Source organism: Nocardioides sp. SRI_004, from assembly GCF_057586415.1.
This window is the reverse complement of the sequence record NZ_JBYCZV010000020.1, coordinates 66,743-91,862: the sequence shown is the minus strand read 5'-3', so window position 1 is coordinate 91,862 and position 25,120 is coordinate 66,743. Positions and strand designations below refer to the sequence as shown.

Genomic DNA, 25,120 nt, shown 5'->3' with positions numbered 1-25,120 from the left:
GCCCCTCTGCCGAGGGGGCGAGGGCCGGGCGCGGCGGCTGCCGAGGCGCCGCGGAGCAAGCCTCTGCCGAGGGGGCGAGGGCCGGGCGCGGCGGCTGCCGAGGCGCCGCGGAGCAAGCCTCTGCCGAGGGGGCGTCGGCGTCGGGATGTAACACGCTGTCCGCCCGACTACCCAGCGGTTCTCGGCACGAATCCGGCCCGCGATCGGCGTGTCGACGCCGAAAAGCGCCGCCCAGTGGGGCGAACAGCGTGTTACATCACCCGGCGCCGACCGAGCAGCCACCCGACCGAGCAACCACCCGACCGCCGTCAGAGCAACGGGGCGAAGCGTCCCGGCTCGGGGCGTACGGCGGCGGCCTGCTCGGCGCCGCGGCTGCGCCGCCCCCGGTTGCCGGTGAGGGCCAGGTCGAGGCGGATCAGGACCCAGCCGAGGAGGAGGCCGACGACCAGCCCGTAGACCACGGACAGGGCCGCCTCGCTGACCGAGACGGCGGGGTTGGCCAGGGCGGTCGCGGTGGGCGAGGTGGCGGCGACGCCGAAGGCGCAGACCCACCAGCCCTGGCGGCGGCGGGCGCGCATGTGGACGCCGTAGGCGAGGGCGGGTACGCCGAGGACGGTCTCGATCGGACGCGGGAACGCGCCCAGGTGGTCGCGGCTCCAGCGCACCCAGGAGAGCAGCTCGTCGACGAGGCCGGTGGAGCCGTAGTGGCGCAACAGCTCGGCGTAGAGAAGCGTGGCGGCGAGGATCGCCCCGCCGATGGCGACCACGACCATGCCGCGCCGGCCGAGGCCGTGGAGGCCGGCCCCGAGGCGGTAGACGAGGACGATCGCGCCGAGGAGGGCGAGCCCCAGGCCGACGTACTCGAAGCGCTCCTTCTGGATCGCGGGCTCGAAGCCGACGGTGGCCATCGCCCCGACACCGGCGACGATGAGGGCGATGACGCACTCCCGCGCGGAGGCGAGGAAGCCGGAGGCGGGGACGGTGAACATGACCCCCAGGACGGCCGCGACGGCGGAGGTGCTGACGGCGGCACCGGTCAGGAGGATGTCCTGGTCGCTCAGGACCGCGACCAGGCCGACGGTGAGGGCGAGCGCCCCGAAGACGAACGGCCGGCCACCCGTGCGGGCGGCGAGGGCGGCGGAGAAGGTCGTCGCGATGACCAGCGAGCCGACCGTGCCGAACCACGACGGACCGACCGGCACCATCGCCGCCACGAGGGCGGCGGTGCCGACGACGCCCAGGACCCACCAGGCGACGAGCGGGACCCGCGAGGCGCCGAACTCACCGATCCGCTGCTCGAGCGGCACCCGGGCAGGGGTACGGGAGGCGGCACGGGACACGAGGAGCCAGATTACAGACGACGGTTGAGAAGTGACGGGTTGACGCGGCGGGCCTCGTCGAGCACGGAGCGCTCGGCCGTGGCACGGATCACCTCGGGGGCGTCCGGCGCGCCCGGGCCGGCCTCGGCCACGACCTCGCCGAACGGGTCGACGACCATCGAGTGGCCGCAGTAGCGGGGCGCGGGCTGGCCGACCGCGGCGACGTACACGGTGTTCTCGATGGCACGCGCGGTCAGCAGGGTGCGCCAGTGGTGGACCTTGCGCGGCCCGGCGACCCAGGCCGCCGGCACGACGATGACCTCGGCGCCGCGGTCGACCAGCGCCCGGGCGAGCTCGGGGAAGCGCAGGTCGTAGCAGGTCATCAGGCCGACCTGCCAGCCCGCGACCTCCACGACGACCGGCTCCACCGGACCCGCCGTGAGGCGGTCGGACTCGCGGTAGCCGAAGGAGTCGTAGAGATGCACCTTCCGGTACGACGCCTCGGCGCTCCCCCGCAGCACGAGGGTGTTGTACGGCCGCTCCGGCGCGGGGCCCTGCTCGAACATGCCCGCCAGCACCGCCGTCTCCCCCGCCGCAGCCGCCGCGGCGACGGCCGTGGCGAACGGCCCGTCGAGGGGCTCCGCGAACGGGCTCACGTCGGAGCCGGCCTCGCCGAAGTCGCGGGCGAAGGCCTCGGGCAGCACGACCAGGTCGCTGCCGGCCGCGTGGGCGGCGGCGAGCTCGGCCAGCGCCGCCCGGTTGGCCTCCGGCTCGAGGGCCGAGGCGGCCTGGACCAGGGTGAGGCGGAGCGTGGGGACGGTCACGGTGCAAGGGTAGGTCGCTACCGTCAGGTGGGTGCTTGCGAGACTGGACGGGTGATCGAGCTGGGACTGTCCGGATTCGCCGCCGTGATCCTCGCGGGCGGCCAGGCCTCGCGCCTCGGTGGCGCCGACAAGGCCACGATCGAGCTCGGCGGCCGGTCGCTGCTCGAGCGGGCCATCGACGCCGTGGTCGACGCCGGCGAGGTCGTGGTGGTCGGACAGCAGGTCCCGACCGAGCGTCCGGTCACCTTCGTGCTCGAGGACCCGCGCTTCGGTGGTCCTGCCGCCGGCCTGCTGACCGGCCGCGACTCCCTGCTGCGCCGGTTCCCGACGATCGCGGTGCTCGCCGTCGACATGCCCCACCTGACCTCCTCGACCTTCCGGCGGCTCCACGAGGCGGCGGTCGGCCACGAGGGCGCGGTGCTGACCCGGGACGGCCGGCGGCAGCTGGCGTTCGTCGTGGAGACGGAGCGGCTCGACGCCGTACGCCCGGACCGGGAGGCACAGCACGGGCTCGCCATCCGCGCGCTGCTGGACCCGCTCGACCTGGTCGACGTCGCCTCCGTCGGGTCGGAGGCGCGCGACGTGGACACGTGGAGCGACCTGCGCGACCTGGCGTCCGAGGCCGAGGACCGCTGACACGCCCGGGACCCTTGTCAGACGGCGGCCTCTGGATCACTCTGGACGGGTGAACCTCCACGACTGGATCGACGAGTTGTGCGACGTCCTCGACATCGAGGCCGAGGCCGACGAGGGCCTGCTCGTCGACCTCTCCGGGATCACCCGTGACAACGTCCATCCGGCCGCCGGTGTGGTGACCGCGTTCCTGCTGGGCATCGCGGCCGGGGAGCAGGGGGCCGACCCGGACGGGGTCGAGCGCCTCGCCGCGAAGGCACAGGCGCTGGCGGAGTCCTGGGACCGACCAGCCGGTGCGGCCTCCGAGGAGGACGAGGACGTGGAGTTCGAGGAGCTGGCCGACGCCGACTACTCGGACGAGGACTCCCTGGTCTAGGCAGAGCGCGCCTTCCGCGACGCTGCCGGCCGCTGGTCTGATGGTCCGGTGGTCGGCTGCGGGTCCAGTAACACGCTGTACGCCCGACAAGGCGCCGCTTGACGGCGACGACACGCCGATTCCGGCGCCGAATCGTGCCGTCGACTGTCGGGTAGTCGGGTGGACAGCGTGGTACTGCCCGTCCTGCAAGACTGGCGCCATGCGCGCCGTCACCCAGTCCAGCCCCGGAGGACCCGAGACCCTCGTCGTCACCGAGCTGCCGGACCCCGTGCCGGGTCCCGGCGAGGTGCTGATCGAGGTCGCCGCGACCGCGGTCAACCGCGCCGACCTGCTACAACGGCAGGGCTTCTACCCGCCCCCGCCCGGGGCGTCGGACGTGATCGGGCTCGAGTGCAGCGGCACGGTCGCCGCGGTCGGTGAGGGCGTCACCGCCTGGGCCGTCGGCGACCAGGTCTGCGCGCTGCTCGCGGGTGGCGGCTACGCCAGCCTCGTCGTCGTACCGGAGGGACAGGTGATGCCGGTCCCCGACGGCGTCGACCTGGTCACCGCGGCGGCGCTGCCCGAGGTCGCCTGCACGGTGTGGTCCAACGTCTTCATGGTCGCCGCGCTGCGACCCGACGAGGTGTTCCTCGTGCACGGCGGCGCCGGCGGCATCGGCACCTTCGCCATCCAGCTCGCCTCCCGCCTCGGTGCGCGGGTGTTCACCACCGCCGGCAGCGAGGACAAGCTGGCCCGCTGCCGTGAGCTCGGCGCGGAGGTGGCGATCAGCTACCGCGACCAGGACTTCGTCGAGGTCGTCCGCGAGGCGACCGACGGGCACGGCGCCGACGTCGTGCTCGACAACATGGGCGCAAAGTACCTCGGCCGCAACGTCGACGTGCTGGCCACCGAGGGCCGGCTCGTGATCATCGGCATGCAGGGTGGCTCGAAGGCCGAGCTCAACATCGGCCAGCTGCTCTCCAAGCGCGGCGCGGTCATCGCCACCACGCTGCGCGCGCGGCCCACCGAGGGCAAGGCGCGGATCTGCGCGTCGGTCGTCGAGCACGTGTGGCCGCTGGTGGCCGACGGGTCGATCGAGCCGGTCGTGTCCGCCGTGCTCCCGCTCGACGACGTCGCCGAGGCGCACCGCCTCATCGAGGGCGGCGACAACGTCGGCAAGGTGCTGCTGACGCCCTGATCGGCTGCAGATCCACGGGTTCGTTAGGTTGGAGGCATGACCGAGAGCGGCGACGAGCAGATCGTGGTGGTGGGACCGGACGGACAGCCGATCGGCACGGTGCCGGCGTCGGCGGTCGAGCAGGGCGAGGTCGACGACGACCACGATGACGACGGCGAGCGCGCGCTGACCGACCTGGTCGAGCAGCCGGCCAAGGTGATGCGCATCGGCAGCATGATCCGCCAGCTCCTCGAGGAGGTGAAGGCGGCCCCGCTCGACGAGGCCAGCCGCGCCCGCCTCGCCGCGATCCACCGGTCGTCGATCGCCGAGCTCGAGCAGGGCCTCGCCCCCGAGCTGGTCGAGGAGCTGGAGCGGCTCTCGCTGCCCTTCTCCGAGGACGCCACGCCGTCCGAGGCCGAGCTCCGCATCGCCCAGGCCCAGCTCGTCGGCTGGCTCGAGGGGCTCTTCCACGGCATCCAGACCGCGATCTACGCCCAGCAGATGGCGGCGCGGGCGCAGTTCGAGCAGATCCGCCGGGCGCTGCCGCCCGGCATGTCCCTGGGCGGTCAGGCGGCCGACCAGCCGGCGCCCGGTGCGCCCGGGGGGCAGCCGGAGCACAAGGACGAGCCCCGCTCCGGGGGCATGTACCTCTGAGGGCGGAACCCCTCCCCTGAGCCGGCGGCAGCGCCGCCGGCCGACCGGGCCCGGCCCGGGTCCGGGCTTCAGCCGCGGTGGCGGCCGACCCGGGAGATCAGTACGAGGCCGAGGATGCCGATCAGGCTGACCGCCGCGCCCGGCGCGACCACGCGGCCGAGGTCGGGCGGACCGTCGGTGCCCTCCGGCTTGGAGAGGACGGCGTCCGGGGTCTCCGGCTCGGCGGTGAGCGCCGTGCGGATCTCCTCCAGGGTGGCTGCGTCGAGCGAGGTGCCGGAGGCGTAGCCGTCGCAACCGTCGGCGCGCAGCACGGAGCCCTCGTCGGTGGCGAAGAACAGGTAGCGGCGGGACCGGCGCAGCGGCTCCTCGCCGCCCTCCACCCCGACGAGCACGACGTCGACGCGCCGATCGGCCGCCAGGTCGCCGGTGACCGGGACGTCGACCAGCACGTCGTACAGCAGGTCCCGGGTCGCGGGGCTCGTGGTCGTCCCGGACGTGGCACCGGGGTGGACCCGCACGCGGTCGAGCCGGACCACGCGGCCGACGAAGACGTCGGAGGCACCCTCCGCGTTGGCCGCCACCGCCTGGGTGTCGGTCACGTCCAGCGCGCCGCAGCCGGGCGGGATCGGGCCGGCGGCGGCAGGCGCAGCCGACGCGGGACCGCCGAGCGGAAGCAGCAGGCCGGCAGCGGCCGCCGCCAGGGCAGCAGGCGCAGCCAGGAGCAGCCGACGGGGGGTCACGCGTCCATCCCACCAGATCCGGCGGCCGGGAACCAGCGACCGAGCTCGACGGCGGCGCCGTCGTCGTCGACGCTCGCGGTGACGTCGTCGGCCGCCTCCTTCACCTCGTCGACCGACTGGCCCATGGCGACACCGCGCCCGGACCACTGCAGCATCTCGATGTCGTTGCGGCCGTCGCCGATCGACAGCACGTCCGCCCGGTCGATGCCGAGCTGCTGGGCGACGTACTCCAGTCCGGAGGCCTTGGAGACCCCGACCGGGGCGAGGTCCAGCCACGCGGTCCAGCCGACGACGTAGTCGGTGCCGTGCAGGCCCAGGCCGGAGGCGAGCTTCACGAAGTCCTCGGCGGTCGCCTTCGGGTCGCGGATGATCACGCGGCTGACCGGCTCGGCGACCATCTCCTCGACCGCGGCGACGATGGACTCGCCACCGAGCTCGCCGTCGGGGAAGGGCGCGGAGACGCGGTAGCCGACACCGCGCTCCTCGACGGCGACGAGCGCCTCCGGATGCTTCTCGAGTACGGCGGCCACGGCCGGCGCCGCGTCGAAGGTCACCTCGTGCACGACCTCCGCCGGCGGGTAGCGCAGCACGACCGCGCCGTTGGCCGCGACGATCCAGATCCGCTCACCGTGGCCGTGCAGGTCGAGCATGTCGGCGACGACGGTCATGTTGTGCGGAGCACGTCCCGACGAGAGGACCACGTGCGCCCCGCTGTCGAGCACCCGCTGGACGGCGTCGTGGACAGCCGGGGTGACCTCCTCGTGGCTCATCCCGAGACCGGCGACCCAGCGCAGGAGGGTGCCGTCGATGTCGAGGGCGACCAGGCGCGGGCGCCAGCCGGGCTGGCCGGGAGACGTCATCGCGCCACCGGCTCGAGCACCTCGAGGCCGCCCATGTACGGCTGCAGCGCCTTCGGCACCCGCACCGACCCGTCGGCCTGCTGGTGCGTCTCCAGCACCGCGACGATCGCGCGGGTGATGGCGGTCAGCGTGCCGTTGAGGGTGGCGATCGGGCCGGTCCTGTCACCGAACCGGCCACGGGTGTCGAGGCGACGGGTCTGGAAGTCGGTGCAGTTGGAGGTCGAGGTGAGCTCGCGGTACTTGCCCTGCGTCGGGATCCACGCCTCGCAGTCGAACTTGCGGATCGCGCTCGCGCCCAGGTCGCCCGCCGCGATGTCGACGACGCGGTAGGCGAGCTCGAGCTTGTCGAGGAACTCCTTCTCCCACGCGAGGAGCCGCTCGTGCTCGGCGGGCGCGTCCTCGAGCGTGGCGTAGATGAACATCTCGACCTTGTCGAACCAGTGGACCCGGATGATCCCCTTGGTGTCCTTGCCGTGCGAGCCGGCCTCCTTGCGGAAGCAGGGGCTGAAGCTGGCGTAGCGCCGGGGCAGGCTGGCGCCGTCGAGGATCTCCTTCGAGTGGTAGGCCGCCATCGGCACCTCCGAGGTGCCGACGAGGTACATGTCCTCGCCCTCGATGCGGTAGATGTCCTCGCCACCGCCCTGGTCGAGGTAGCCGGTGCCCTCCATCGCCTCGGCCCGCACCAGCGACGGCGCGATCACCTGGGTGAAGCCGGCGTTGCGGGCCTGCTCCATCGCGAGGTTGACCAGCGCCAGCTCGAGCTGCGCGCCGACACCGGTGAGGAAGTAGAAGCGGCTGCCGCTGACCTTGGCGCCACGCTCGAGGTCGATCGCGCCGAGCATCCGGCCGAGCTCGACGTGGTCGCGCGGCTCGAAGCCCTCGGCCGCGAAGTCGCGCGGCGTACCGACCTCCTCGAGCACCACGAAGTCGTCCTCCCCGCCGCTCGGGGTCTCGTCGGCGACGACATTGGGGATCGCCTTGAGCGCGTTGGTCCACGCCTCGTCGGCCGCGGCCTGCGCGGCCTCCAGCTCCTTGACCTCCGCGGCGAGCGCCTTGACCTGCTCGAGCAGCGCCTGCTTCTCCTCGCCCTTGGCCTGGGCGACCTGCTTGCCGAAGGCCTTCTGCGCGGCGCGCTTCTCCTCGAACTCCGCGATGGCGGTACGACGGGCGGCCGCCGCCTCGAGCGCGCGGTCGACCACGTCGGGGGACGCCCCGCGCTTGGCCTGCGAGGCGCGGACGCGGTCGGGCTCGTCACGGAGGATGCGCGGGTCGATCATGCCGCTCAGGCTATCGGCCGGGGGCGAGCGGGCGCGCGCGGGATTCGGGGCAGTGGCGGTGCAGGAATCCCCGGCTGAGCGGGGAAACTTGCGGTTGATGACGGATGCAACCGTCACCAACCGCAGGAATCCCCGCCTAGCCGGGGATTCCTGCACCTCAGAACAGCGCGATGCGCTCCGGCGCCGGGAACAAGCCGTCCAGCTCGGCGAGGTCCTCCTCGGTCGGCACCCACTGGTCGGCAGCCGCGTTCGCCGCCACCTGCTCCACCGACGTCGCCCCCGCGATCACGGACGCGACCGGGGTCTGCGCGAGCAGCCAGCCGATCGCCACGGTGACCTCGGAGACGCCCCGCTCACGGGCGAAGGCGGAGTAGGCCTGGAGGGTCGGCGAGACGGCGTCCTCGAGCAGGTGCTGGCGGGTCCGCGCGAGCCGCGAGCCCTCCGGCGCCTTGCCCGAGGCGTACTTGCCGGTGAGCAGGCCGTTGGCGAGGGGGAAGTAGGGCAGCACGCCGATCCCGAACTCCGCCGATGCCGGGAGCACCTCGAGCTCGGCCCGGCGGTCGGTGAGGTTGTAGTTGTTCTGCGCCGAGACGAACCGCTCGACGCCGAGCTCGCGGGCGACGTACTCGGCCTGCGCGATCTGCCAGCCGGACCGGTTGGAGTGGCCGATGTAGCGGACCTTGCCCTCGCGCACGAGGTCGTCGAGCGCCGACAGGGTCTCGTCGATCGGCGTCCGCGGGTCGGGCGTGTGGAACTGGTAGAGGTCGATCCAGTCGGTGCCGAGCCGGCGCAGCGACGCCTCGACGGCGTTGCGGACGTAGCGGCGCGAGCCGCGGGCGCCGAAGTCGGGTCCGTTCGCGCCGCCGGCGTCCATCCCGAACTTGGTCGCCACGACCACGTCGGACCGGCGGGAGCCGAGGGCCTTGCCGAGCCGCTCCTCGGCGAGCCCCGGCGTGGCGCCGTAGGTGTCCGCGACGTCGAAGAAGGTGATCCCGGCGTCGATCGCGGCACGCACGACCCGGTCCGACCCGCGCTGCGACTCGGTCGCCGCGCCCGGCCGGCCGAGGTTGTTGCAGCCGAGGCCGACGGCGGAGACGACGAGGCCGGAGCGGCCGAGGCGACGGAGCGAGGGGGTGTACGACGAGTCGGTCACGCCTCCGACGTTAGCGAGCCCACGTTCGACGGAAGTCTTGTGGGTGCGGACCGTTGGCCTATCCTCCGTGAGTGCTCGACCGTCCCCGCCAGACCCCGCTCCTGGCCTCGCTGGTCCTCTTCGCGCTCTTCGCAGCGGTGGCTGCCGCCGTCGCCGCCGACTGGTCGTGGTTGATGGAGATCGACGGCGAGGGCGCCGACGCGCGCGGCTGGGCCGCCGACCGGTCGTGGCTCGAGCACGCGCTGCGCGCGATCGAGGTCGCCTTCAGCACCTGGCCGATGACGGCCGCCACGGCGGTCTTCGCGGTCGTGATGTTCGTCAAGGGCCACCGCCGGGCCGGCATCCTCATCGCCGTCGTGATGGCCGCCACCGCGCTGGCCACCTACGGCACCAAGGTGCTCGTCGGCCGCGGCCGCCCGGTCTGGCAGGACCCGGAGTACTTCCTGCACTCCAACGCCTTCCCGTCCGGCCACACGTCGTCGGCGGCCGCCTTCGCCGGCCTGGTGATCCTGCTCGCCGTGATGCTGGTACGACGGGCCGGCATCCGCCGCCTGATCAGCTCCGTCGCGGTACTGGCCTACGTGCTGGTCGCCGCCGACCGGATCCTGCTGGGCCGGCACTACCCGAGCGACGTCGTCGGCGGCACGCTGCTGGGCGTCGGCGTGCTCCTGCTCGGCGTCGCGCTCTACAGCCCGCTCCCCCGCAGCCACGCGCTGAAGGCCGAGCCGCTGCCCGAGCCGTTCCCGTCCGCCCGCAACCTCGCGGTCGTGCTGAACCCGATCAAGGTCGAGTCGGTCGAGCAGTTCCAGGCGCTGGTGACCCAGATGGCGCTCGAGGCCGGCTGGAACGCGCCGCGCTGGTACCTCACCACCGTCGAGGACTCCGGCACCGGCCAGGCCGAGCAGGCCTCGGTCGAGGGTGCCGACCTGGTCATCGTCTGCGGCGGCGACGGCACGGTGCGCGAGGTGTGCGCCGAGCTCGCCGGGACCGGGATCCCGGTGGGCGTCGTACCGGCTGGCACGGGCAACCTGCTGGCCCGCAACCTCGAGATCCCGCTGTTCATCCGCGCGGCCATCGACATCGCGCTCACCGGCCAGGACCGGGCGATCGACATGGTCGCCGTCGAGGGCGACGGCCTCGAGCCCAGCCACTTCATGGTGATGGCCGGCATGGGCTTCGACGCCGCGATCATGGAGGGCGTCAACGAGGACCTGAAGAAGAAGGTCGGCTGGCTGGCCTACGTCCTGTCCGCGCTCAAGGGCCTGATGTTCCCGGCGATGAAGCTCGAGATCTCCATCGACGACATGCCCTTCACCAAGCACCGCGCCCGCACCTGCGTCATCGGCAACGTCGGGAGCCTGCAGGGCGGCATGGTCCTGCTCCCCGACGCGGCCATCGACGACGGCCTGCTCGACGTGGTGCTGCTCTACCCGCGGCGCTTCCTCAGCTGGATCCCGCTCGTGCTGCGCGTCCTCACCCGGCGCGAGCACAACGCGGGCGACTCGGTGGCGCGGATGACCGGCCGGAAGGTCGTCGTACGGGCGGCGGGCGAGGTGCCACGCCAGCTGGACGGCGACACCATCGGCGCCGGCACCGAGCTGAGCATGGAGTGCATCCACGGCCGGGTGCTGGTGCGCGTCCCGCGGACCCTGTAGGCGCGGTTCACCTACCGAATTCGTCGCCGGAACGGCCCGGGCACGACAAATTCGGTAGGTGAACCGCAGCCCCCGCGCGGCAGGTCAGCTGCGGGCCATGCGGGCGTGCGCGACCGCCTCGTTCTCCTCCGGCGACAGCTCCTGGTCGCTGCTCCAGGCGGCGACGGACTTGGCGTAGGTGCGGGCCTCGTTGCGCCCCCGGATCGACGTCAGTACGACGCCGTCGCCGGCGTCGTCGAGGAGCGCGAGCGACCACGACAACCGCCCGCCCATCTCGTCGAAGGCGTCGTAGCGGACCACCGCGAGGTGGCGCAGCGCCCCGACGGCCTCGGCGCGCAGCGCGGCGACCTCGCGGCGCAGCCCGGCGGCGTCGGCCGGCAGGTCGTCCCCGGGGGCCGCGGACCGGCCGGCGGCACCGTTGCGGAGCGCGACCACGAGGGCCACGGCGGCGAGCACGAGGGCGAGGATCGCGAGGACGACGGCCATGGGGCCGACCGTAGTCGGCCGAGACGCCGCGATCAGGCACACGCGCCGCCACTACGATCGGGGCATGGCCCGCATCGCGTACCAGGGGGAACCCGGCGCCAACTCGCACATCGTGTGCAAGCAGCACTACCCGGACGCCGAGGCGGTCCCCTGCGCCTCCTTCGAGGACGTCTTCGCGGCGGTCGCGAGCGGCGACTGCGACCTCGCCCTCATCCCGATCGACAACTCGATCGCGGGCCGGGTGGCCGACATCCACCACTTCCTGCCCGAGTCCGGGCTGCACATCATCGCCGAGCACTTCCTGCGCATCCAGTTCCACCTCATGGTCAACCCGGGCGCGAGCGTCGACACGATCCGCACCGTGCACAGCCACGTCCACGCGCTCGGCCAGTGCCGCAAGGTGATCCGCGAGCTCGGGCTGACCCCGCTCATCTCCGGTGACACCGCCGGCGCCGCCCGCGAGGTCGCCGAGGCCGCCGACCTGACCCAGGCCGCGATCGCCCCGCCGCTGGCCGCCGAGATCTACGGCCTGGAGATCCTGCGCGAGGACGTCGAGGACGAGGACCACAACACGACCCGCTTCGTCCTGCTGTCCCCGGAGTACGTCCAGGCCCCGCAGGGCAACGGCCCCGTCGTCACCAGCTTCGTCTTCAACGTGCGCAACCTGCCGGCCGCGCTCTACAAGGCGCTCGGCGGCTTCGCGACCAACGGCATCAACATGACCAAGCTCGAGAGCTACATGGTCGGCGGCCAGTTCGCCGCGACCCAGTTCCTCGCCGAGGTCGACGGCCACCCCGACGACCCGGGGCTCAAGCGGGCGCTCGAGGAGCTCACCTTCTTCACGACCGACATCAAGGTGCTCGGGGTCTACCCCGCCGACCCGTTCCGCGGCTGACCGGCCGAGCCGCCCGTCGTACGACGCCGACGACACTAGGGTGTCGTCATGGTGGCCCCATCCCCGACGAGCACGCCCCCGTCCGGTGCCGACAGCGAGGTGGGCCGGCTGCGCTCGGTCCTGCTGCACCGGCCCGGTCCCGAGCTGCAGCGGCTGACGCCGCGCAACAACGACCGGCTCCTCTTCGACGGCATCCCGTGGGTCGCGCGGGCCCAGGAGGAGCACGACGCGTTCGCGGAGGCCCTGCGGGCCCGCGACGTCGAGGTGCTGTACCTGACCGAGCTGCTGACCGAGACCCTCGCCCAGCCGGCCGCGCGCGCCGCCGTCACCGACACCACGCTGACCGGGATGAGCGGGCGCGACCTCGGCGACCCGGTCCGCGCCTACCTGCGCTCGATGTTCGGCGACGCCTCGCCGGAGGAGCTGACCTACCTGCTCACCGCGGGCGTCCGCAACGACGAGGTCCGCTCGGGCATCGCGACCGGCACGCTGGTGACCTCGCTGCTCGCCGAAGAGCGCTTCCTCGTCGCGCCGCTGCCCAACCTGCTCTTCACCCGCGACTCCTCGGTCTGGCTGCGCGACCGGGTGGCGATCACCTCGCTGGCCATGCCGGCGCGGCGCCGCGAGACCCAGCTGACCGAGCTGATCTACCACTTCCACCCGCGCTTCGCCGGGACCGGCCGGATCCACGGCCACCACCTCGAGCACGTCGAGGGCGGCGACGTCCTCCTGCTCGCTCCGGGCGTGATCGCCGTCGGCGTCGGGGAGCGTACGACGCCGGCCGGGGCCGAACGACTCGCCCGGCAGGTGTTCGCGGGTGGCCTCGCGACCACCGTGCTCGCCGTACCCATCGCGCAGGAGCGCGCGACCATGCACCTCGACACCGTGTGCACGATGGTCGACGTCGACAAGGTGGTGATGTACCCCAACATCGCGGACACCCTGACGGCGTACGCGGTGACCCCGCGCGAGCCGGGCTCGCCCGAGCTGGAGGTCGCCGCTCCCGAGCCGTTCCTGGTGGCGGCGGCCAAGGCGATGCAGATCGACACCCTCCACCGCATCGACACCGGCCTCGACCCGGTCACCGCCGAGCGCGAGCAGTGGGACGACGGCAACAACACCCTGGCGCTGGCGCCGCGGCTCGCGGTCGCCTACGAGCGCAACGAGGGCACCAACGCGCGCCTCGAGGAGGAGGGCATCGAGGTCATCCGGATCGCGGGGTCCGAGCTCGGCTCGGGACGAGGCGGTCCGCGGTGCATGAGCTGCCCCGTGTCGAGGGATCCGATCCCGGGATAACCCGACTAATCCGGACACGTTGTAACGGTTGTCACGCAGGCGCTCCCGCTGACGTGCCGTGGCGACTAAGGTCGGCACAGGCATGGGGAGCGTCCCGGCGACACCAGGCGACGACAACCGGGCCACGACGAACCGGGCAGGCACAGCGAAAGGGTCAGCATGGCAACGTTCTTCGAGCACTTCAGCCCCCAGGAGATCGCGCGGATCAGCGCGACCGGACGGCGGGTGAAGCTCCCCGAGGGCTGGTCGCCGATCTGGGAGGACACCCCGGCCGACAAGGCCTACATCCTGCTCTCCGGAACCGTGTCGGTCCGCCGCGACGGCGTCGAGATCGCCCAGCTCGGCCCGGGCGACATCGTCGGCGAGGCCGCGATCGTCGGCCAGAAGCTGCGCACCGCGACGATCGTCGCGCTGACCCCGCTCGACACGATCCACCTGACCGACGAGATCCTGCGCGAGCTCGACGCCGAGTGGCCGGCCTTCCACCAGGCGCTGGTCGACGTCGCGCAGTCGCGCTTCGGCGACGCCTGAGCCCTCACGCGTGAGCCAGATCGACGACCCCGCCGCCCGTGACGGCGGGGTCGTCGGCGCACTCGAGGAGCACCTCCTCGGCCAGGCCCCGCACCTGACCCAGGAGCAGGTCGCCGCCGCCGCCGGCGTCCCGCTCGCCACCGCCAACGAGCTGTGGCACCTGCTCGGCTTCGCCCACGTGCCCGACGACGCCGTCGCCTTCACCGACGCGGACGTGCGCGCCCTCCAGCTCGCCAGCGACCTGGTCCGGCTCGGCGTGCTCAGCGCGGAGCGCCAGGAGGGCCTGGTCCGCACCTGGGGCCGCAGCTTCGCCCGCCTCGCCGACTGGCAGGTCGCGCTGCTCGCCGACGTCGCCCGCGAGATGGGCGCCGACCCGACCGAGGGCCTGCTCGCCGTCTCCGACGAGGTGATGCCGCGCGTCGAGCAGCTCCAGTCCTACGTCTGGCGCCGCCACCTCCTCAGCGCCGGCGCCCGGCTGATGGCCGAGTCCACGTCCGGAGCGTCCGCGACGCTGGCGGTCTGCTTCGTCGACATCGTCGGCTACACCTCCCGCTCCCGCACGCTCACCGACCGCGAGCTGGTCGCCTGGCTGGAGTCCTTCGAGACCGCCGTCCTGCAGCTCACCGTCGACCGCGGCGGCCGGATCATCAAGAACATCGGCGACGAGCTCCTCATCGTGGCCGACTCCCCCGAGGCGATGGCCGACATCGCGCTCGCGCTCACCGCCCGCGGCGCCGACCCCGACGACCCGTTCCCCGCGGTCCGGGCCGGGGTCGCGTACGGCGAGGTGGTGACCCGGCTGGGCGACGTCTTCGGCCCCGTCGTCAACATCGCCGCCCGGCTCACGTCGGTCGCCCGGCCGAGCACCGTGCTCGTCGACCTGGGCGCCTACGAGGCGCTGTCCGGGCGCACCGTCGCGCACGACGAGGAGCACCCCGACGACCACGCTGGCGACCGGGCGGGCGACCGGGCGGGCGAGCACGGCGAGGACGAGGCCGGCGGGTCGTCGTACCGGTTCCGGCGGTTGCGGCGGGTGTCGGTGAAGGGGTACTCGCGGCTGAAGGTATGGGTGCTGCAGGAATCCCCGCCTGGGCGGTGAAACTCGCGCCTGATGACGCGTGCAACCGTCGTCAAGCGCAGGAATCCCACGTCAGCCGGGGATTCCTGCCCCCACCTCAGCGGATGGTGACCTGACGGTTCGCGAGCCCGTTGCGGGCCGAGCGCTGCTCGGTGGTCAGCTCGGAGGTGTCGGCGAGGGCGGCGTCGAGCTTCTCCTTGAACGCGGCCGCGGCGTCCTCGAGGGCCTCGGGGCCGGTGCCGACGGCGAGGTCCCAGACCGGCGCGAGCAGGCCGTGCGCGCGGAACATCCCGACGAAGCGGGCGTCGGGGACGATCACGTCGTCGCCGGACACGTGGAGGCGGGCGAGGGCGTCGAGCAGCGCGTCCTCGGGCTCGGGCATCACCCAGCGCAGGTGCTCCTTCGCGCCCATCCGGGTCCAGTACGCCGCCGTCACCTGGGTCAGCCGGGCTGTCGGGGCCGCAGCGCCCTCGGCCTGCTCGAGGGCCTGGGCGAGCTCGGAGCTGGCCTCCATGTCGGCCACCCAGTAGTCGAAGCCCTCGTGCACCTCCACGCTCAGCGGGCCGTCGGCGACGAGGTCCTGCAGGCGGGGCGCGTCGGCCGCGGGGGCGCTGGTGAGGCCGATCATCCCGGCGCCCGGGTCGGCGGCGAGGGCGTCGACGAGGACGGCGCCGAGGTCGCGCGAGGGGTCGCCGAACGCGTGCTGGACCTGCAGGCCGAGCCACACCTCGCCGCTGTCGCGGACCATCGCGGGCGCCGCCATCGGGAGGAGGGTGCAGAGCTTGACCACGCGGTCGGCGTACTCACCCTTGAGCGGGAGCAGCGCAGTCGCGGCGGGAACCAGCTCGCGCATCGCGACGATGTCGGTCTCGGAGGCGAGGCCCTCGAAGGGGCGCTTGACGAAGACGTCGCCGCCACCGGGGGCACCGTGGCACGCCTTGTAGCGCTTGCCGGAGCCGCACGGGCAGGGCTGCCGCGGACCGACCTCGCCGGGAGCGGTCGCGGTCGCGGACGTCTTGGTGCGGTTCTTCTTCGCCATGCGGCGAAGACTATTCGGACGCGCCGAAGCGGGTGTCGAGCAGGTCCAGCATGAACCTCGGCTTGTCGCTGATGACGGCCGTCACCCCGAGGTCGAGGCAGAGGTCGAGGTCCTTCTCCTTGTTGACCGTCCACACATGGACGTCACGGGAGTTGCGGCCGAGGCTCTCGCGGATCTTCGGGTGCTGGCGCAGCATCTTGATCCCGGGGCCGACGATCCAGTCGCGCCCGATCATCCGCTTCAGCACCGGCCAGTGGTTCGGCTTGTCGAAGAGCTGCACCAGCTGGATCTCCGGCGCCAGCCGCTCGACGCGCTGCAGGGCGGTGTAGGAGAAGCTCATGATCCGCACCGGCGCACCGGCCTGGTCCCAGCCGAAGTCGCGCAGCATGTCGACGAGCCGCTTCTCGACGAGCCCGCCGTAGCGGGTCGGGTGCTTGGTCTCGATCGCCACCTCGATGCGCCGGTCGTAGTCGGCGACGGTCTCGAGCAGCTTGCGCAGGGTGAGCACCCCGCGACCGTCGTCCTCGTCGGCCGCCTCGGCCTCGTCGTCGAGGTCGGCCCACGGGTTCTTCCACGACGCGAAGTCGAGCTCGTTGAGCTCGGCGAGGTCCATGGTGGAGACCAGGCCCCTGGTGGCCGCCGTACGCCGCAGGTCGCGGTCGTGCACGCAGACGAGGTGCCCGTCGGCGGTCAGCCGCACGTCGCACTCCAGGCCTCCCGCACCGGTGCCCATCGCCTCCAGGTAGGCGTTCAGGGTGTGCTCGGCGATCTCGTGACTCGCGCCCCGGTGGGCGACGACCTGTGGCCGCATGGCTGCATCATGACAGGCCGTAGGGGTTCCGCGGGCACGACCCTCAGGGTCGGGATCCGGGTCGAACCGGGGTCGATCCCCGATGTCCCAGGAGCGCGAACCGGGCACCGTTGGGGCATGAGCAACTACGACAGCTACTCCCCCACCCGCGGCCGCCGCCTGACCCGCCGCAGCCACGACAAGATGGTCGCCGGCGTGTGCGGCGGCATCGCCGACCACCTCGGCATCGACGCCACCCTGGTCCGCCTCCTGCTGGTCGCCGCCGTGATCTTCGGCTTCGGCGCCGGCATCGTCCTGTACGTCGCCGGCTGGATCCTGATGCCGCAGGCCTGATCCTCCCGACGGTCTCCTAGGCTGGCGGGGATGCCTGACCTCGTCGCCCGTCTCCGTGCCGCCGGCTGTGTCTTCGCCGAGGAGGAGGCCGCGCTCCTCGTCGAGGCGGCGCCCGACGCCGCCGCCCTCGAGGAGCTGGTACGACGCCGGGTCGGCGGCGAGCCGCTCGAGCTGGTGCTCGGCTGGGTCGCCTTCGACGGCCTGCGGGTGGCGGTCGACCCCGGGGTGTTCGTGCCGCGCCAGCGCACGACGTGGCTGGTCGAGGTCGCCGACGCCACCCTCACCGCGCCGGCCGGCGAGCGGCCGGGCGTCGTGGTCGACCTGTGCTGTGGCAGCGGGGCCCTCGGCCTCGCGCTCGCGCACCGGCGCCCCGGCGCCACCCTGCACGCGACCGACGACCACCCGGCCGCGGTGGCCTGCGCCGCCCGCAACCTGGCACAGGTCGGCGGCACCGTGCACCTCGGTGACCTGGCCTCACCGCTCCCGATGGACCTGCGCGGCCGGGTCGACGCGCTGCTGGCGAACGTCCCCTACGTGCCGAGCGCCGCGGTCGGCGCGATGCCGCCGGAGTCGCGCGACCACGAGCCGCGCAGCACGGTCGACGGGGGCACCGACGGGCTCGACGTGCTCCGCCGGGTCGCGGCGCTGGCGCCGGAGTGGCTGCGCCCCGGGGGATCGATGCACTCCGAGGTCGCGTTCTCGCAGGTCGATGCCGCTGTCGTCGTACTCACGGACAGCGGGCTGCTCGCCCGGGTCGACCACGACGAGGAGCGGGACGCGACGGTCGTCAGCGGGACCCGGCGGTAGCGCCGTCGGACACCGCGTCGAGCAGGATGGCGAGGCCCTTCTTGTCGACCGTCCGTCCGGACACCGAGATCTCCAGCGACGCCTCGCCCGCGGCGTTCGGCAGCCAGCGGAAGAAGTTGTAGCGCACCCGGTTGTTGCCGTCGCGGTAGGTGAAGTAGATCGTGTCCGAGGTCTGCTGGTAGACGTCCGGGTCCTGCAGCTTCTCGAGCTGGCTCACCTTGGTGTCGACCATCTCGGAGACCCGGGCCGGGGTGGCGAGCACGCGCAGCCGGACGCTGTAGCCGCCGACGAGGGGCTCGTCGGCGGGCCGCCAACGGACCTGGCCGACGCGGTCGATCTGGGCCTCGGGCAGGAGGCCGGCGTCCTCGTTGTCGGCGCCGACTCGGTAGGCGACCCAGCCGACCGGCACCGGATAGGTCCATGCGTGGCCACCCGAGCGGACCACGTGCGTGTCGTACTTCTGGCCGGCCGGCACCCGCAGCGTCGGGAAGTCGATGTCCTCGGCCGGCTCCCCGAGCGGCGACTCGCTGTCGGTCGGCTCCCCGGTCGCGCCGCCCGTGGGCGACTCGCTGGCCCCTCCCGAGGGCCCGTTCGCCGGGTCGTCCTCCCCGATCAGCCGGGTGACGCCGTAGGCGGCGCCGAAGGTGACGGCGAGGACCAGCAGGAAGGCCAGCACCAGCGGCAGTACGCCGCGACGACGGCGGGCCGGCGCGCCGTCGCCCGGGGTGGAGGCGGGCTCGACGGGGACGCGCGTCGGTGCCGGGGTGTGCGGTGGCGGCGAGGCGAGCTCGGTGGCGATCACCTGCGGGGGCGCGAGCCGGCGCTCCGCCGTACCGGTGAGGGCATCGCGCTGCACCGCGGTCCGCTCGGCCCACCGCAGGCCCGCCACGAACGACGGCACGTCCGGCCACCGGTCCTCGGGGTCGAGGGCCAGGGCGCGCAGCACCACGGAGTCGAAGGCGGGCGCCACGTCGGCGACCGTCGACGGCGCCGGCGGCAGCTCCGGGCGCACCAGCGCGCCGAGCCCGCCCTCGCGGACCAGTCGTCCGGTGAGGAGCTGGTAGCCGACCGCGCCGAGGGCGTGCACGTCGGCGCGCAGGTCGAGGCCGATCCCGTCCGCCTGCTCCGGGGCCATGTACGACGGGGTGCCGACCACCTGGGTCAGCCCGCTCGCGTGCAGCATCGCCTTCGCCACGCCGAGGTCGGCGACCAGGACCCGCTCGCCGCCGTCCGGCGTGGAGCGGAGGAGGAGGTTCTGCGGCTTGATGTCGCGGTGGATCACGCCGTGGCGGTGCAGGACGGCGACGCCGTCGCCCGCCTGCGCGAGCAGGTCGACGACCCGGCCGGACGCGAGCGGCACGCCCGGCTCGACGAGGTCGGCGACGGTGCCGCGGTCGGCGTAGGACATGACGAAGTACGGCGTCCCGTCGACCTCGCCGATGTCGTAGACCCGGACGACGTGGTCGGAGTCGGCGCGGCGCAGGATGCGCGCCTCCTCGAGGAAGCGGTCGCAGACGTCCTGGCGCAGGGCCCAGTTGTCGGCAAGCGCCTTGACCGCGACCGGGGAGTCCAGCTCGTCGTCGTGGTAGAGCCAGACGGTCGCGAAACCACCGGCTCCGATCCGGTCGACACGTCGGAGCCTCCCGAGTCGCTCCGGCAGGGACACGGTGCGTATTGTGCCTGACGAGGGACGGGGCAAACGCTCGCGACTCCCCGGCAGCGCACGCGACACCGGCACTCGGGAGGGCAGGTCATGGAGCAGCTCGGCCCCGATGAGCTCGACGAGCTGGCCTTGCGGGCCGCCGGCGGCGACCGCGACGCGCTGGAGGACCTGCTCGCCGCCATCCAGCCGCGGGTACGCCGCATCTGCGGGCGGATGCTGCTCCACCCGCAGGACGCCGAGGAGGCCACCCAGGACGCCCTCCTGCTGGTCGCCACCAAGATCGGCACCTTCGCCGGTCGCAGCAGGTTCACCACCTGGCTGCACGCGGTCGCGTCCAACAGCGCCCGGTCGACGTACCGCACCCTCAAGCGGCGCTCGGCCGAGCACGCCGTCGACGACCTCCCCGTGCACGCCGACCCCCGCACCACCAGCGTGATCGCCGGCAGCAGGCTCGACCTGCTCGAGGCGCTCGAGGTGCTCGCCGCCAGCAACCCCGACCTCGTCGAGCCGCTCGTGCTGCGCGACGTGCAGGAGCTCGACTACAACGAGATCGCGCGCCTGCTCGACACCCCGCTCGGCACCATCAAGTCGCGCATCCACCACGCCCGGCAGGCGATCCGTCCGCTGCTGCGGGTCCACGACTGACGGCGTCCGGCCCCGGGCCGGTCAGCCGCGGGTGCCGAGCACGGCGGTGTCCGGCACGCGCTTGACGTCCTCGCACCTCTCCGCGCGCGTGTCGCACCGCTTGATCGTCGCGGCGAGGGTCCGGTCGTCCAGGGTCAGGGTGAAGACGGTCGTGTCGTCGGCCCAGGTGGCGCCGGCGAGCAGGCCGGTCGGGTCGAACTCGCTCTCCTTCTCGCCGGTGGCCGGGTCGACGACCCGCACCCACGAGGGTCCCGGGCCGTCCCCCGTCGTACCGGTCAGGAGCAGGTGCTTCCCCGACGGCGACCACGGCTCGAGCGAGGCCGGTCCGACCTCGCACTCCTTCCACCACGAGCCGGCGTCGTCGGACGGTCCGCCGGTGAGGCAGTCGCCGACCGGGGTCTCCGGCGCGTAGTCCGCGTTGCGGTAGGCCGCGACGGCCTGCGACCCGTCCGGCGACGTGAGCGGTACGTCGACGCCCCGCGGACCCCAGTCCTGGTGGGTCCAACCGTCCTGCTCGGTCTCGACGAGGCGGGTGGAGTCGCCGGCGGTCCAGCCGGTCACCAGCCCGCCGGCGCCGATCGCGACCCCCGGCAGGCTGTTCACGACGTCGACGAAGGGCGGCTCCTCGCCCGGCCCGTCGATCACGTCGAGCGGCTCGGTGGTCCGGTCGGCGAAGGTCGCGACGCGCCAGCTGACGCCGTTGCCGAAGACCACCCGGTCGCGCTCGGCACTGATGTCCGGGTGGCCGCGCCACTCCCCGATCCGCCAGGCCTCGCCGCTCTCGGGGACGAAGGTGCCGGTGAAGATCGGGTCCCCGCTCGTGTCGGAGTCGACGTTGACGACGAGCCAGCCGCCGTCGACCTCGGCGAGGGAGGAGATCGTGCCGGAGGCGACCTGGGCCGGCACCGCCGCATTCCTCGCGCCGTCGTGGATGGCGCCGTCGGCGTAGTAGAGCGGGACCAGGTCGGTCGATCCCTTCGCCGACGGGCTGTCGTCGGTCGGCGTGGACCCCGGCTCGCTGGACCGGCCCGCCGGCGGGTCCTCGTCGCCGGACCCGACCGTGCTCACGGCGAGCGTGATCCCGCCGGTCGTCCCGAGGACGGCGGCGGCGGCGAGCGACACGACGGCGGTGCGGTTCATGGCAGGACCCTTCCACGTTGATCTTGCCCGGTGTGACGCAGGCGGACCCCCATTGGTTCTGGCCCGTTGGTCCCCGCCCCGATCAGCCGCGCAGGAACTGCGGGGCCAGCCCGGCGCCCACGGCAGCGAGGTGCTCGACGAGCTCGTCGGCGCCGGCCTCGACCAGGCCGGAGCGCCACGCCAGCATCACCTCGACGAACCCGCCGATCCCGGTGAGCACGGCGACGCGGAAGCCGACCTCGTCGATGTCGTCGCGCAGGTAGGGACGGGCGAGGTCGATCATCAGGGTCACGGCGAGCTGGATGGTCTCGCGGCGCCGCTGCTCGAGCACCGCGCTGCCGGCGTGGTCGCCGAAGACGATCTGGGCGCGCTGCGGCTCGTCGCCGATGTGGTGGACGACCGCGTGCAGGGCGGCGTGCAGCTGGTCGAGCGGGTCACCGTCCGCGTGGGGGGCGATCGCCGCGAGCATCATCGCGAGGGTCTCGTCGCGCATCTGGTCCCAGATGGTCGCGAGCAGGGCGTCGCGGTCGGCGAAGCTCTCGTAGAAGTAGCGGTCGGTCAGGGCCGCGCGGGCGCAGACCCCGCGCATGGTGACGGCGGCCCAGCCGCTCTCCTGCCAGATCTCCAGTGCGGCGGCGACCAGCGCCTCACGACGCTCCGCGCGCCGCTGCTCGGCCGACTTCCCGCCGTACCGGCGACGGGGTGCGGGTGCCTCCGCCCGGACTTCCTCCACCCGAACATCTTGACGGCATGTGCCCTCAGAATGCAATGTGACGGCATGCGCCTTCAGAAACAGGGCCGACCGGGCAGCGTCGCCCGCGGCTCGGTCCGCAGCCGGATCGCCGCCGAGGCGACCTCCCGCACGCTGCGGCCGCTGACGACCCTGATCCCCGCCAACCGCCACGGCGTGCGCTTCTCCCGGCACCTCGTCGCCGGCAGCCTCGCCCTCTTCGGGCCCGCCCTGTGCGGCAGCCGCGTGGTCCGGGTCGCGCGGCCGGTCACCAGCGGGCCGACGCCCCGCGGCGAGTGGGTGCGCGGGCCGGGCGCCGAGCGCGAGGACAGCGTCGTCCTCTACGTCCACGGCAGCGCCTACACGATCTGCTCGGCCCGCACCCACCGCGGCATCACCACGCGCCTGTCCGCGAAGACCGGGCTGCCGGTCTTCGCCTGCGACTACCGGCTGGCGCCGAACCACCGCTTCCCGGCAGCGGCCGACGACGTGCGCGCGGCGTACGACTGGCTGATCGGGGAGGGCCACGAGCCCGAGCGGATCGTGCTCGCCGGCGACTCCGCCGGCGGCCACCTCGCCGTCGACCTGGCGCTCGAGCTGATCCGGGAGGGCCGTACGCCGCCCGCCGCCCTCGTCGCCTTCTCGCCCGTCCTCGACCTCACCATGTCGCTGGCGGCCGCACGGGAGCGGATGCGCCCCGACCCGATGATCTCCGCGGCCCGGGCCGCCCGGCTGCTCGACCTCTACATCGCCGGCCACTCGCCCGCCACGCCGCGGCTGCGCTTCTCCTTCGACGGCGCCGACCGGTTCCCGCCGACGCTCGTGCAGGCCGGGGCGCGGGAGATGCTCGCCGCCGACGCGATCGAGCTGGCGCGCGGGCTCGAGTCCGCCGGCGCCAGCTGCCGGCTCGAGGTCTGGCCCGACCAGATGCACGTCTTCCAGGCCCTCTCTCGGGTCGTCCCGGAGGCCGACCGCGCGCTCGACGTGGCCGCCGGGTTCATCGACGAGCAGCTGGAGGTCCAGCGCCGCCGGGCCGCCCTCACCCTCGTCCACCCCGCCAAGGAGGCGTAGTGGCCGTGTCTCCCATTCCCCGGCGGCGCCCAGGCCGCCCAGCACGCGCGCTGGCGGCGTTGCCGACGCTCGACGTGCGCCCAGCATGCCTTCGCGCCGGCGCCTTGCCATCGCACGCACCGGACGACCTGACCATCCACCGAGGAATGGGAGACACGACCTCATGACCCGACGCACGAAGCACGCCGACGCGGTCGTCACCGGTGCGGGCAGCGGGATCGGCCGCGCCTTCGCCCGCGAGCTGGCCCGCCGCGGCGGCCGGGTGGTCTGCGCGGACCTCGACGAGACGGCGGCCAAGGAGACCGTCGCGGCGATCCACGCGGCCGGCGGCGAGGCCCTCGCCGTCGCCTGCGACGTCGCCGACGTCGCGCAGGTCCAGGCGCTCCACGACACCGCGGTCGACTGGCTCGACCGGGCACCCCGCCTGGTCGTCAACAACGCCGGCATCGGTGCCGGCGGCAAGGTCGTCGGCGAGGCCCCGCTCTCCGACTGGCAGCGCACCCTGGGCGTCAACCTCTGGGGCGTCATCAACGGCTGCCACGTGTTCGTACCGACCCTGCGCCAGGCCGGCCGGGGCGGCGGCGTCATCAATGTCGCCTCCGCGGCCGGCTTCACTGCGGCGCCGCGGATGGCCGCCTACAACGTCAGCAAGGCCGGTGTCGTCAGCCTCTCCGAAACCCTCGCCGCCGAGCTCGCCGGCACCGGCATCGCCGTCACCGTGCTGTGCCCGACCTTCGTGCGGACCAACATCTTCGACGGCGAGCTGATCGACCCCGGCGCCGCCGGCATGGCCCGCCGCATCGCCCGGATCGCCGGCTTCTCGGCCGACCGGGTCGCCCGCACGACGCTCGACGCCCACGACAAGGGCCGCCTGTACGTCGTACCCCAGCTCGACGCGCAGCTCCTCTGGCGCACCAAGCGCCTGCTGCCCGCCCCCTACACCCGCGCGGCCGGACTGCTCGGCCGCTTCGTCCCCGACGAGGAAGGTGCCTCCCGATGACCACCGCCAGCGCGACCACCGGCTACGACTTCGACGCGATGCTGCAGACCATCAAGGACAAGCAGTGGTCGCTCGCCGACATCGACTGGGACGCCCCCGGCGCCGAGCTCGTCACCGACGAGGTGCGGGCGAAGATGAAGCCCTTCATGGCCGACCTGGTCTGGATCGAGCACGTCGGCGCCCGCGGCTTCGCGTCGCTGGCGAAGAAGGCGCCGACGCCCACGATCAAGCGGATCTACGAGTACTTCCACGCCGAGGAGCAGAAGCACGCCAACGCCGAGCTCGCCCTGATGAAGCGGTGGGGCATGCTCGACGACGAGGGCAACCCGCCCGAGCCGAACATCAACGTCAAGCTCGCGATCAAGGTGCTCGACGACTACGGCGACACCCTGCCGCTCACCGGCCTGGCCACGCTCATCCCGCTGCTGGAGTGCGCCCTCGACGGCGCGCTCGTGAAGTTCCTGCTCGACGAGGTGCACGACCCGGTCTGCCACGAGGTGTTCCGGCACATCAACTCCGACGAGGCGCGGCACATCACCGTCGACTTCCAGGTGCTCGAGCTGATCGGCGCCGGCCCGCTCCACAAGCTCCTCATCGAGTCGCTGGCGCTGCTCTCGCCGCAGGTGATCATCGGCCTCGTCGTCGTGTTCACGCCGCTGATCAACAAGATGCGCGACAACATCGTGGCGATGGGCCTGCCCGAGCAGAAGCTCTACAACGCGGTGAAGCGCTTCGCCACGATCGGCTCCCGGGGCGCGCACACGGGCCGGATCCCGGCGTACCACGTGCTCAAGGCGCAGGCCGCGATGGTGGTCGACCGCACGTCGCCGTACCACCGCCTGCTCGCCGACCCGATGGTCAAGCTGACCTCCTTCGTCCCGGCGAGGGTGCTCGGCAGGCCGCAGGCGTGGGTGGACGAGCTGACCCACGAGCCGGTGGCGTCGTGAC

General features: G+C 73.2%; 27 protein-coding genes and 1 pseudogene. 16 read left to right on the top strand and 12 right to left on the bottom strand.

All coding sequences use genetic code 11. The features are described 5' to 3' along the window. Positions 1-308 precede the first annotated feature (308 nt). Together AC2YHB_RS22515 and AC2YHB_RS22510 are read right to left on the bottom strand one after the other, a co-directional pair. Positions 309-1,340, bottom strand: coding sequence for a hypothetical protein (locus tag AC2YHB_RS22515; RefSeq protein ID WP_179648380.1), 1,032 nt, complete (start codon positions 1,338-1,340; stop codon positions 309-311). 11 nt (positions 1,341-1,351) lie between these two features. Beyond that, the gene (locus AC2YHB_RS22510) at positions 1,352-2,143 is read right to left on the bottom strand and encodes a carbon-nitrogen hydrolase family protein (RefSeq protein WP_487354645.1); all 792 of its coding nucleotides are present in this window, start codon (positions 2,141-2,143) and stop codon (positions 1,352-1,354) included. A gap of 51 nt (positions 2,144-2,194) precedes the next feature. On the opposite strand from AC2YHB_RS22510, the gene mobA reads away from it, so the two are divergent. The 4 genes from mobA (at position 2,195) to AC2YHB_RS22490 (ending at position 4,962) form a co-directional block, all read left to right on the top strand. Beyond that, positions 2,195-2,779 (top strand): molybdenum cofactor guanylyltransferase, encoded by a 585-nt coding sequence (gene mobA / locus AC2YHB_RS22505; protein ID WP_308645515.1) that lies wholly within the window; start codon positions 2,195-2,197, stop codon positions 2,777-2,779. A gap of 49 nt (positions 2,780-2,828) precedes the next feature. Further along, positions 2,829-3,152, top strand: a complete 324-nt coding sequence (locus AC2YHB_RS22500) for a DUF6457 domain-containing protein (protein ID WP_051932630.1) — start codon at positions 2,829-2,831, stop codon at positions 3,150-3,152. A 199-nt stretch (positions 3,153-3,351) separates the two neighbouring features. After that, positions 3,352-4,329, top strand: coding sequence for an NAD(P)H-quinone oxidoreductase (locus AC2YHB_RS22495; RefSeq protein WP_179648382.1), 978 nt, complete (start codon positions 3,352-3,354; stop codon positions 4,327-4,329). A 36-nt stretch (positions 4,330-4,365) separates the two neighbouring features. Then, the gene (locus tag AC2YHB_RS22490; RefSeq protein ID WP_036549281.1) at positions 4,366-4,962 is read left to right on the top strand and encodes a bacterial proteasome activator family protein; all 597 of its coding nucleotides are present in this window, start codon (positions 4,366-4,368) and stop codon (positions 4,960-4,962) included. A gap of 68 nt (positions 4,963-5,030) precedes the next feature. Here the strand turns inward: AC2YHB_RS22490 and AC2YHB_RS22485 are convergent, their stop codons facing one another. From AC2YHB_RS22485 to AC2YHB_RS22470, 4 genes are all read right to left on the bottom strand, one after another. Further along, the gene (locus AC2YHB_RS22485) at positions 5,031-5,702 is read right to left on the bottom strand and encodes a hypothetical protein (protein WP_179648384.1); all 672 of its coding nucleotides are present in this window, start codon (positions 5,700-5,702) and stop codon (positions 5,031-5,033) included. After that, positions 5,699-6,562, bottom strand: coding sequence for an HAD family hydrolase (locus AC2YHB_RS22480; protein WP_036549287.1), 864 nt, complete (start codon positions 6,560-6,562; stop codon positions 5,699-5,701). Before AC2YHB_RS22480 ends, AC2YHB_RS22485 begins: the two co-directional genes overlap by 4 nt. Continuing rightward, a complete protein-coding gene (gene serS / locus AC2YHB_RS22475) occupies positions 6,559-7,839 on the bottom strand; it encodes a serine--tRNA ligase (RefSeq protein WP_036549289.1) in 1,281 nt (426 codons plus the stop codon). The genes AC2YHB_RS22480 and serS overlap by 4 nt, the downstream gene beginning before the upstream one ends. Before the next feature lie 157 nt (positions 7,840-7,996). Then, the gene (locus tag AC2YHB_RS22470) at positions 7,997-8,992 is read right to left on the bottom strand and encodes an aldo/keto reductase (protein ID WP_179648385.1); all 996 of its coding nucleotides are present in this window, start codon (positions 8,990-8,992) and stop codon (positions 7,997-7,999) included. A 71-nt stretch (positions 8,993-9,063) separates the two neighbouring features. Between AC2YHB_RS22470 and AC2YHB_RS22465 the strand changes: the two genes are divergently transcribed. Continuing rightward, a complete protein-coding gene (locus tag AC2YHB_RS22465) occupies positions 9,064-10,647 on the top strand; it encodes a bifunctional phosphatase PAP2/diacylglycerol kinase family protein (RefSeq protein ID WP_308645516.1) in 1,584 nt (527 codons plus the stop codon). An 84-nt stretch (positions 10,648-10,731) separates the two neighbouring features. Here AC2YHB_RS22465 and AC2YHB_RS22460 read toward each other — a convergent pair whose 3' ends face one another. Then, positions 10,732-11,133, bottom strand: coding sequence for a DUF4446 family protein (locus tag AC2YHB_RS22460; protein WP_051932632.1), 402 nt, complete (start codon positions 11,131-11,133; stop codon positions 10,732-10,734). Between the two features lie 64 nt (positions 11,134-11,197). Here AC2YHB_RS22460 and AC2YHB_RS22455 point away from each other — a divergent pair, with 64 nt between their 5' ends. The 5 genes and pseudogenes from AC2YHB_RS22455 to AC2YHB_RS22435 all read left to right on the top strand — a co-directional run bounded on the left by AC2YHB_RS22455 (position 11,198) and on the right by AC2YHB_RS22435 (position 14,954). After that, positions 11,198-12,028, top strand: a complete 831-nt coding sequence (locus AC2YHB_RS22455) for a prephenate dehydratase (RefSeq protein ID WP_036549295.1) — start codon at positions 11,198-11,200, stop codon at positions 12,026-12,028. A 48-nt stretch (positions 12,029-12,076) separates the two neighbouring features. Continuing rightward, on the top strand, positions 12,077-13,324 hold the full coding sequence (locus AC2YHB_RS22450) for an arginine deiminase (protein ID WP_051932634.1): 1,248 nt from the start codon (positions 12,077-12,079) through the stop codon (positions 13,322-13,324). A gap of 159 nt (positions 13,325-13,483) precedes the next feature. Continuing rightward, positions 13,484-13,855, top strand: coding sequence for a Crp/Fnr family transcriptional regulator (locus tag AC2YHB_RS22445; RefSeq protein WP_036549296.1), 372 nt, complete (start codon positions 13,484-13,486; stop codon positions 13,853-13,855). Between the two features lie 7 nt (positions 13,856-13,862). Beyond that, positions 13,863-14,042: pseudogene (locus tag AC2YHB_RS22440) on the top strand (adenylate/guanylate cyclase domain-containing protein); the annotation flags it as partial. A gap of 174 nt (positions 14,043-14,216) precedes the next feature. Further along, positions 14,217-14,954: an adenylate/guanylate cyclase domain-containing protein gene (locus AC2YHB_RS22435; protein WP_487354646.1), complete on the top strand. Its 738-nt coding sequence runs from the start codon at positions 14,217-14,219 to the stop codon at positions 14,952-14,954. A 76-nt stretch (positions 14,955-15,030) separates the two neighbouring features. Here AC2YHB_RS22435 and AC2YHB_RS22430 read toward each other — a convergent pair whose 3' ends face one another. Together AC2YHB_RS22430 and AC2YHB_RS22425 are read right to left on the bottom strand one after the other, a co-directional pair. Then, positions 15,031-15,972: a DUF5926 family protein gene (locus AC2YHB_RS22430; protein ID WP_036549297.1), complete on the bottom strand. Its 942-nt coding sequence runs from the start codon at positions 15,970-15,972 to the stop codon at positions 15,031-15,033. A 10-nt stretch (positions 15,973-15,982) separates the two neighbouring features. Further along, positions 15,983-16,783, bottom strand: a complete 801-nt coding sequence (locus AC2YHB_RS22425) for a glycerophosphodiester phosphodiesterase (RefSeq protein WP_207007348.1) — start codon at positions 16,781-16,783, stop codon at positions 15,983-15,985. 117 nt (positions 16,784-16,900) lie between these two features. On the opposite strand from AC2YHB_RS22425, the gene AC2YHB_RS22420 reads away from it, so the two are divergent. Together AC2YHB_RS22420 and AC2YHB_RS22415 are read left to right on the top strand one after the other, a co-directional pair. Further along, complete coding sequence (locus AC2YHB_RS22420; RefSeq protein ID WP_036549301.1) at positions 16,901-17,116, top strand: PspC domain-containing protein; 216 nt, start codon at positions 16,901-16,903, stop codon at positions 17,114-17,116. Positions 17,117-17,146: 30 nt separating this feature from the next. Further along, a complete protein-coding gene (locus tag AC2YHB_RS22415) occupies positions 17,147-17,923 on the top strand; it encodes a putative protein N(5)-glutamine methyltransferase (protein WP_487354644.1) in 777 nt (258 codons plus the stop codon). Here AC2YHB_RS22415 and AC2YHB_RS22410 read toward each other — a convergent pair. Then, positions 17,904-19,589, bottom strand: coding sequence for a serine/threonine-protein kinase (locus AC2YHB_RS22410; RefSeq protein WP_487354643.1), 1,686 nt, complete (start codon positions 19,587-19,589; stop codon positions 17,904-17,906). The two genes, AC2YHB_RS22415 and AC2YHB_RS22410, sit on opposite strands and share 20 nt — an antisense overlap. An 87-nt stretch (positions 19,590-19,676) precedes the next feature. Here AC2YHB_RS22410 and AC2YHB_RS22405 point away from each other — a divergent pair, with 87 nt between their 5' ends. Further along, entirely contained in the window at positions 19,677-20,231 is a 555-nt protein-coding gene (locus AC2YHB_RS22405) for an RNA polymerase sigma factor (protein ID WP_487354642.1), read from the top strand. A 21-nt stretch (positions 20,232-20,252) separates the two neighbouring features. On the opposite strand, the gene AC2YHB_RS22400 is transcribed toward AC2YHB_RS22405, so the two are convergent. Both AC2YHB_RS22400 and AC2YHB_RS22395 read right to left on the bottom strand, forming a co-directional pair. Beyond that, positions 20,253-21,371, bottom strand: coding sequence for a hypothetical protein (locus AC2YHB_RS22400; RefSeq protein ID WP_487354641.1), 1,119 nt, complete (start codon positions 21,369-21,371; stop codon positions 20,253-20,255). An 82-nt stretch (positions 21,372-21,453) separates the two neighbouring features. Then, positions 21,454-22,104: a TetR/AcrR family transcriptional regulator gene (locus tag AC2YHB_RS22395; protein ID WP_036549312.1), complete on the bottom strand. Its 651-nt coding sequence runs from the start codon at positions 22,102-22,104 to the stop codon at positions 21,454-21,456. Between the two features lie 45 nt (positions 22,105-22,149). Between AC2YHB_RS22395 and AC2YHB_RS22390 the strand changes: the two genes are divergently transcribed. From AC2YHB_RS22390 to AC2YHB_RS22380, 3 genes are all read left to right on the top strand, one after another. Next, complete coding sequence (locus tag AC2YHB_RS22390; protein WP_487354640.1) at positions 22,150-23,172, top strand: alpha/beta hydrolase; 1,023 nt, start codon at positions 22,150-22,152, stop codon at positions 23,170-23,172. A 163-nt stretch (positions 23,173-23,335) separates the two neighbouring features. After that, entirely contained in the window at positions 23,336-24,172 is an 837-nt protein-coding gene (locus AC2YHB_RS22385; RefSeq protein WP_487354639.1) for an SDR family NAD(P)-dependent oxidoreductase, read from the top strand. After that, positions 24,169-25,119: a ferritin-like domain-containing protein gene (locus tag AC2YHB_RS22380; protein WP_487354638.1), complete on the top strand. Its 951-nt coding sequence runs from the start codon at positions 24,169-24,171 to the stop codon at positions 25,117-25,119. Before AC2YHB_RS22385 ends, AC2YHB_RS22380 begins: the two co-directional genes overlap by 4 nt. Position 25,120 lies beyond the last annotated feature (1 nt).